Here is a 4,030-nt window from a genome sequence, read left to right on the forward strand (position 1 = left end):
TTAAAACGCGTCGCCTTACTCCATAATCATAGCCATCTTCAATTGTTTCACTTTGTGTTGAGATATTAATTGCAGGCATTTTCTCAACGGAAAAGTTGAAATCACGCATATTGAAAACATTGTCACCAGCTGCCGTCTTTGCTGTTTTAATCAACGCAACAAAGCTTTCCCTTATCGTCTCTCGCGGATGCATGGGGGCTCCTGTTCAAACAAATTGATATTTAATTATTTTTATTGTATTTGTGGATACATTTTGATATACATTCGTTATGACAATAAATATCAAAATTCATGGCATAAATTGGGATGAAGGTAATTGGCCCAAATGTGCTAAACATGGAGTTTCTAAAAAAGAAATTGAGTATTTATTTACCGAACCTGGAAATCTCGTCATAAAGAACGATCCAAACGTTAAAGAAGAACGTTTCAGAGCTATTGGAAGAACCTATAATGAACGATATATTTTTTTAGTTTTTACCTTAAGAACAATAAAGAACGAACTGTTTGTACGCCCTATTAGCGCTCGTTATATGCACCAAAAGGAGATTGATTTTTATGAAAACCTCTAAATTAAAACAAATGCCCGTTTTTAAGACAGATGAAGAAGCAGAAAACTTTGTTGATACTGCTGATCTTACAGATTATGACTTAACTGGTTTTAAGCCTGTTCATTTTGAATTCTTACCTAAAGAAGCGTCTATCAACATTCGGTTGCCTCAAGCGCTTATGAAGGCTTTAAAGGAAAAAGCTAAAAATCAAGCTATTCCTTACACACGCTATGTTAGGCATTTGATTGAACAGGATTTACGAAAAAGTCATCGTGGTTAGTCTATCCTTTATAGAAAATAACAGAAAGGATAAAGCATGAACAATAATCATTATATGTATCGTGTTTTGTGGTCACCAAAAGATGAAGAATATGTCGGATTGTGTGCAGAATTCCCATCCCTTTCATGGTTAGATGCTCAAGCAGAGAAAGCTTTAAAAGGCATTATGGACCTTGTTTCAGAAGTTGTTGAAGACATGCAGCATAACGGAGAAGAAGTTCCCATGCCTTTGTCACATGACAAATGAAGTTGAAATCGTAGATTATCATTGATCTGTAGGAGGTCGAGATGAAAAATTATATAGCGATTCATCCCGGAGAAATTTTACGAGAGGAATATTTAAAAGAATATGCTCTCTCTGCTTATGCCCTTGCAAAAGCATTAAATGTTCCACGCACGAGAATAGAACGCATTGTTGCTGAAAATAGTCCAGTGACTCCCGATACAGCACTAAGATTAGCCTATTTTTTTGATACTACTGCTGAATTTTGGCTTAACATGCAAGCTGCTTATGACGTTAGTATATTACAAACTGAAAAAGCAGATGAATTTGCCAAAATCAATAAATTTGAATGTAGGGTTTAACCACTCCCCACCTTTAACGATAGGGAGGGGAGATGTTTTTTACTTAAGCAACCTTTTTAATGGGGTTCTCCAAAGTAGGAGCATAAGCTTGCAATAACGGATTCATGCTATGTGGTAGTTCTGAATCTCCAAAATCTGTAAGAACTGCTAGAACCTTTATATTATTTGGCACCTCATCTTGAAGTTTTACAATCAAAGCTTTTTCGATTATACTCATAGTGTCAACCAGAGCAGTACAATCTTTGTTGCTTATATTTTCATGTCTAGAAAATTGAGACAACGCTATCCATAAATCGCATAAGAAGTTAGTATCTACCTTCATTGTACGCCCCCAAAGATTTGTTCTCTCAAACATGCCAATCTTCTGGAGGTGATTTTCGTTGAAGGGAGAACCTTTTCTGTTCCATCTGGTCTTTGAATGGTGATAGCAGGGCAATCCATAAAGCCTTTCTTTATTTTATCTTGATAGGGTAACAGAGGCGCCCCTAGAGCACGCCGATACACCCAGTCATGTTTGCGCAAATAATCGGTTAAGTCCTTTGATCGTACCTCTAACATCTTTGCTGCTTCGATAAGATCAAACAAACCATCAGAACGTTTTAAACCATCCAAAGCTTTTGCTTTTGGTGCTAATTCTGCAATGGTGTTATCCTTTTGCTCGATTTGACTTTGTAGGTGATTTAAAACACCAAGCAATGCTTCCGGTTTAGAGTAGTCAACTTGTGATGCAGCTATCTGTGGTGTTGCTACTTGTTTCAAAAGCCGCTCACATTTTATAAAGTATTGACGTGCTTCATGTCCTTTGTCATTACGTTCTATCATGGAAAGGTGTTTAGCCATGTCTCATGTAATGTGGTATTATTTTACCTTTCAACCGCTTACTAAATTTTTAGTAAGCGTTATAAAGTTTATATTTTCCTGAAATTTACATTCTTTAATGCGATTTTTAATCCAATCATTAAAGCGAGCTTTTATTTCTAAAAACGTATGTAAATCACGCGCGTTAACAGTTTGAACAGTTTCCTGATCAATAACCTGTTCTCTAATTTCTATAAGAGTATTCATAATGAATTCCTTGTTGATAGATGTTTCTTAATGACACTTTAAAAAAGTGCCTAGTGCTAAGAAACACGGCAACAAGCCCGTCGTTACGCTTTTCCCAAAAGGGTATTGTATAGCGTAACTACACCCGACAAAGTCATTATATGCGTGTAACATACAATGAGTCAAAGCTTTTAATATGCGGAAAATAAACTATCTCGGTAGTTTGTCCGATTGGTATTTAAGTTTTTTTTGAGGCACCTGATTTGATTATTCATACTCCTGTAATAATATCACTTTTTTCTAAAAATCATAAGAACATATTTACTTTATTTGTCGACTCATTTTAAATCCCCCAGCTTAGTTTTTTATTTATCACGGAGGGGAAAATAATGCTCGACATACTTGATACAATTGCGATGATTGTATGTTTGTTGTCGTTATCGGTGATGGTTGTCGGACTTGTTTTAGTGTGTATAAAAAAATGGCGTAAAAATGGTTTGAAAGCCCTTGGCATTGGAGTTTTATTATTTCTCGGCTCTGCAATATTAGGTGCGTTTTTTTTTCACAAAATCGAACCAGATCAAGTTGCATACAATAATGAAATTTTTTCCTCCTCGACTTTATTAATAGCTGTTGTTGCTCAAAATGAAAGCGTGAAACAGGTACTACCTGAGAATACTGATAAGCACAGTATCCATGTTCAAGACAAAAAATCAGATGGAAATGATGGGTTAGGCTTTTGGGGATGGTTCAGGTTAATTTTTCTTGCATTTATTGCTTTGTCTATTTTTCTTCATTGGCAAGATAAACGAAAAAAACGTTTTAAAGAAAAAGTTTCAGAGCAGGTTTTAATGCCTCCCCCCCATATCCACCCTTCTTCTGATTTATCAGTTGTTAATAAAATGTCGCCGGAACTTGAAAAAAAACGGTTAGAAAAGAGGGTACAGATCGTTCTCCTTTGCGCTCTACTGATTGGAGGCATTGTGGTAACAGTAATTATTACGCCATGGTTATTAGTACCTATTCTTATTGTTTTAATTTTTGTCATTATTGCATATCGTGAGGCGAAAAAGGAAAAAAGCTTTGAGCAAGAAGTTGCTCTGTGGCAATCAGATATTCCTCCCTCTAATTTTGAGGAAGCATGTAAAATGTTTCAAGAACTTGACGCAAGTGAATACGATTATCGTTTAGCACAAAATGAGAAACTGTTAGGAGTTCAAGAACGCGTTACCTTCGATATTGGCGAAAAGACTCCAATTTTAGGGCGTCTTTTAGTAACAAATCAAGCTATTGTATTTGAAAGCCCTGAAGATAATGAAAGGACTACGTGGGCAGAAATTGCGTCAGTAACTATAACATACCAAAGATGTCACATCAGTCACCGTACTGGCGCACCATGGAATTACCGATTTAGTGCCATTCCAAATCCAAGATTTACAGCAGTAATCCGAGCTCTTGGGCAGCCTTATTGATTTTTAAACACACAAGACAAAGATTTTTCATTGTTTTATCTCTCGCAAGATAAGCTTATACATACCGGATTCAGAGGCTTGGACATCTGTGACAATGAAGTG

The 4,030-nt window shown here is 36.2% G+C and carries 5 protein-coding genes and 3 pseudogenes; 5 read left to right on the forward strand and 3 right to left on the reverse strand.

The window, feature by feature from the left end; all coding sequences use genetic code 11:
- A pseudogene (locus ACFIK6_RS09235) lies at nt 1-193 on the reverse strand (hypothetical protein); the annotation flags it as partial.
- Between the two features lie 76 nt (nt 194-269).
- Between ACFIK6_RS09235 and ACFIK6_RS09240 the strand changes: the two are divergent.
- From ACFIK6_RS09240 to ACFIK6_RS09255, 4 genes and pseudogenes are all read left to right on the forward strand, one after another.
- Nucleotides 270-569: a BrnT family toxin gene (locus ACFIK6_RS09240; RefSeq protein WP_375642672.1), complete on the forward strand. Its 300-nt coding sequence runs from the start codon at nt 270-272 to the stop codon at nt 567-569.
- Nucleotides 556-828: a BrnA antitoxin family protein gene (locus ACFIK6_RS09245; RefSeq protein WP_273724370.1), complete on the forward strand. Its 273-nt coding sequence runs from the start codon at nt 556-558 to the stop codon at nt 826-828. The genes ACFIK6_RS09240 and ACFIK6_RS09245 overlap by 14 nt, the downstream gene beginning before the upstream one ends.
- Before the next feature lie 36 nt (nt 829-864).
- Nucleotides 865-1,071, forward strand: a pseudogene (locus ACFIK6_RS09250) (toxin-antitoxin system HicB family antitoxin); the annotation flags it as partial.
- A 44-nt stretch (nt 1,072-1,115) separates the two neighbouring features.
- Nucleotides 1,116-1,412, forward strand: coding sequence for a HigA family addiction module antitoxin (locus tag ACFIK6_RS09255; protein WP_004861504.1), 297 nt, complete (start codon nt 1,116-1,118; stop codon nt 1,410-1,412).
- 43 nt (nt 1,413-1,455) lie between these two features.
- Here the strand turns inward: ACFIK6_RS09255 and ACFIK6_RS09260 are convergent, their stop codons facing one another.
- Together ACFIK6_RS09260 and ACFIK6_RS09265 are read right to left on the reverse strand one after the other, a co-directional pair.
- Nucleotides 1,456-1,734 (reverse strand): hypothetical protein, encoded by a 279-nt coding sequence (locus ACFIK6_RS09260; RefSeq protein WP_375642671.1) that lies wholly within the window; start codon nt 1,732-1,734, stop codon nt 1,456-1,458.
- Nucleotides 1,731-2,477, reverse strand: a pseudogene (locus ACFIK6_RS09265) (antA/AntB antirepressor family protein). Before ACFIK6_RS09265 ends, ACFIK6_RS09260 begins: the two are co-directional and overlap by 4 nt.
- A gap of 368 nt (nt 2,478-2,845) precedes the next feature.
- Here ACFIK6_RS09265 and ACFIK6_RS09270 point away from each other — a divergent pair.
- Complete coding sequence (locus ACFIK6_RS09270; protein ID WP_375642670.1) at nt 2,846-3,928, forward strand: hypothetical protein; 1,083 nt, start codon at nt 2,846-2,848, stop codon at nt 3,926-3,928.
- Nucleotides 3,929-4,030: the final 102 nt, after the last annotated feature.

The organism is Bartonella sp. AS69XJJH, assembly GCF_042195585.1.
In the GTDB taxonomy this organism is placed as follows: domain Bacteria; phylum Pseudomonadota; class Alphaproteobacteria; order Rhizobiales; family Rhizobiaceae; genus Bartonella.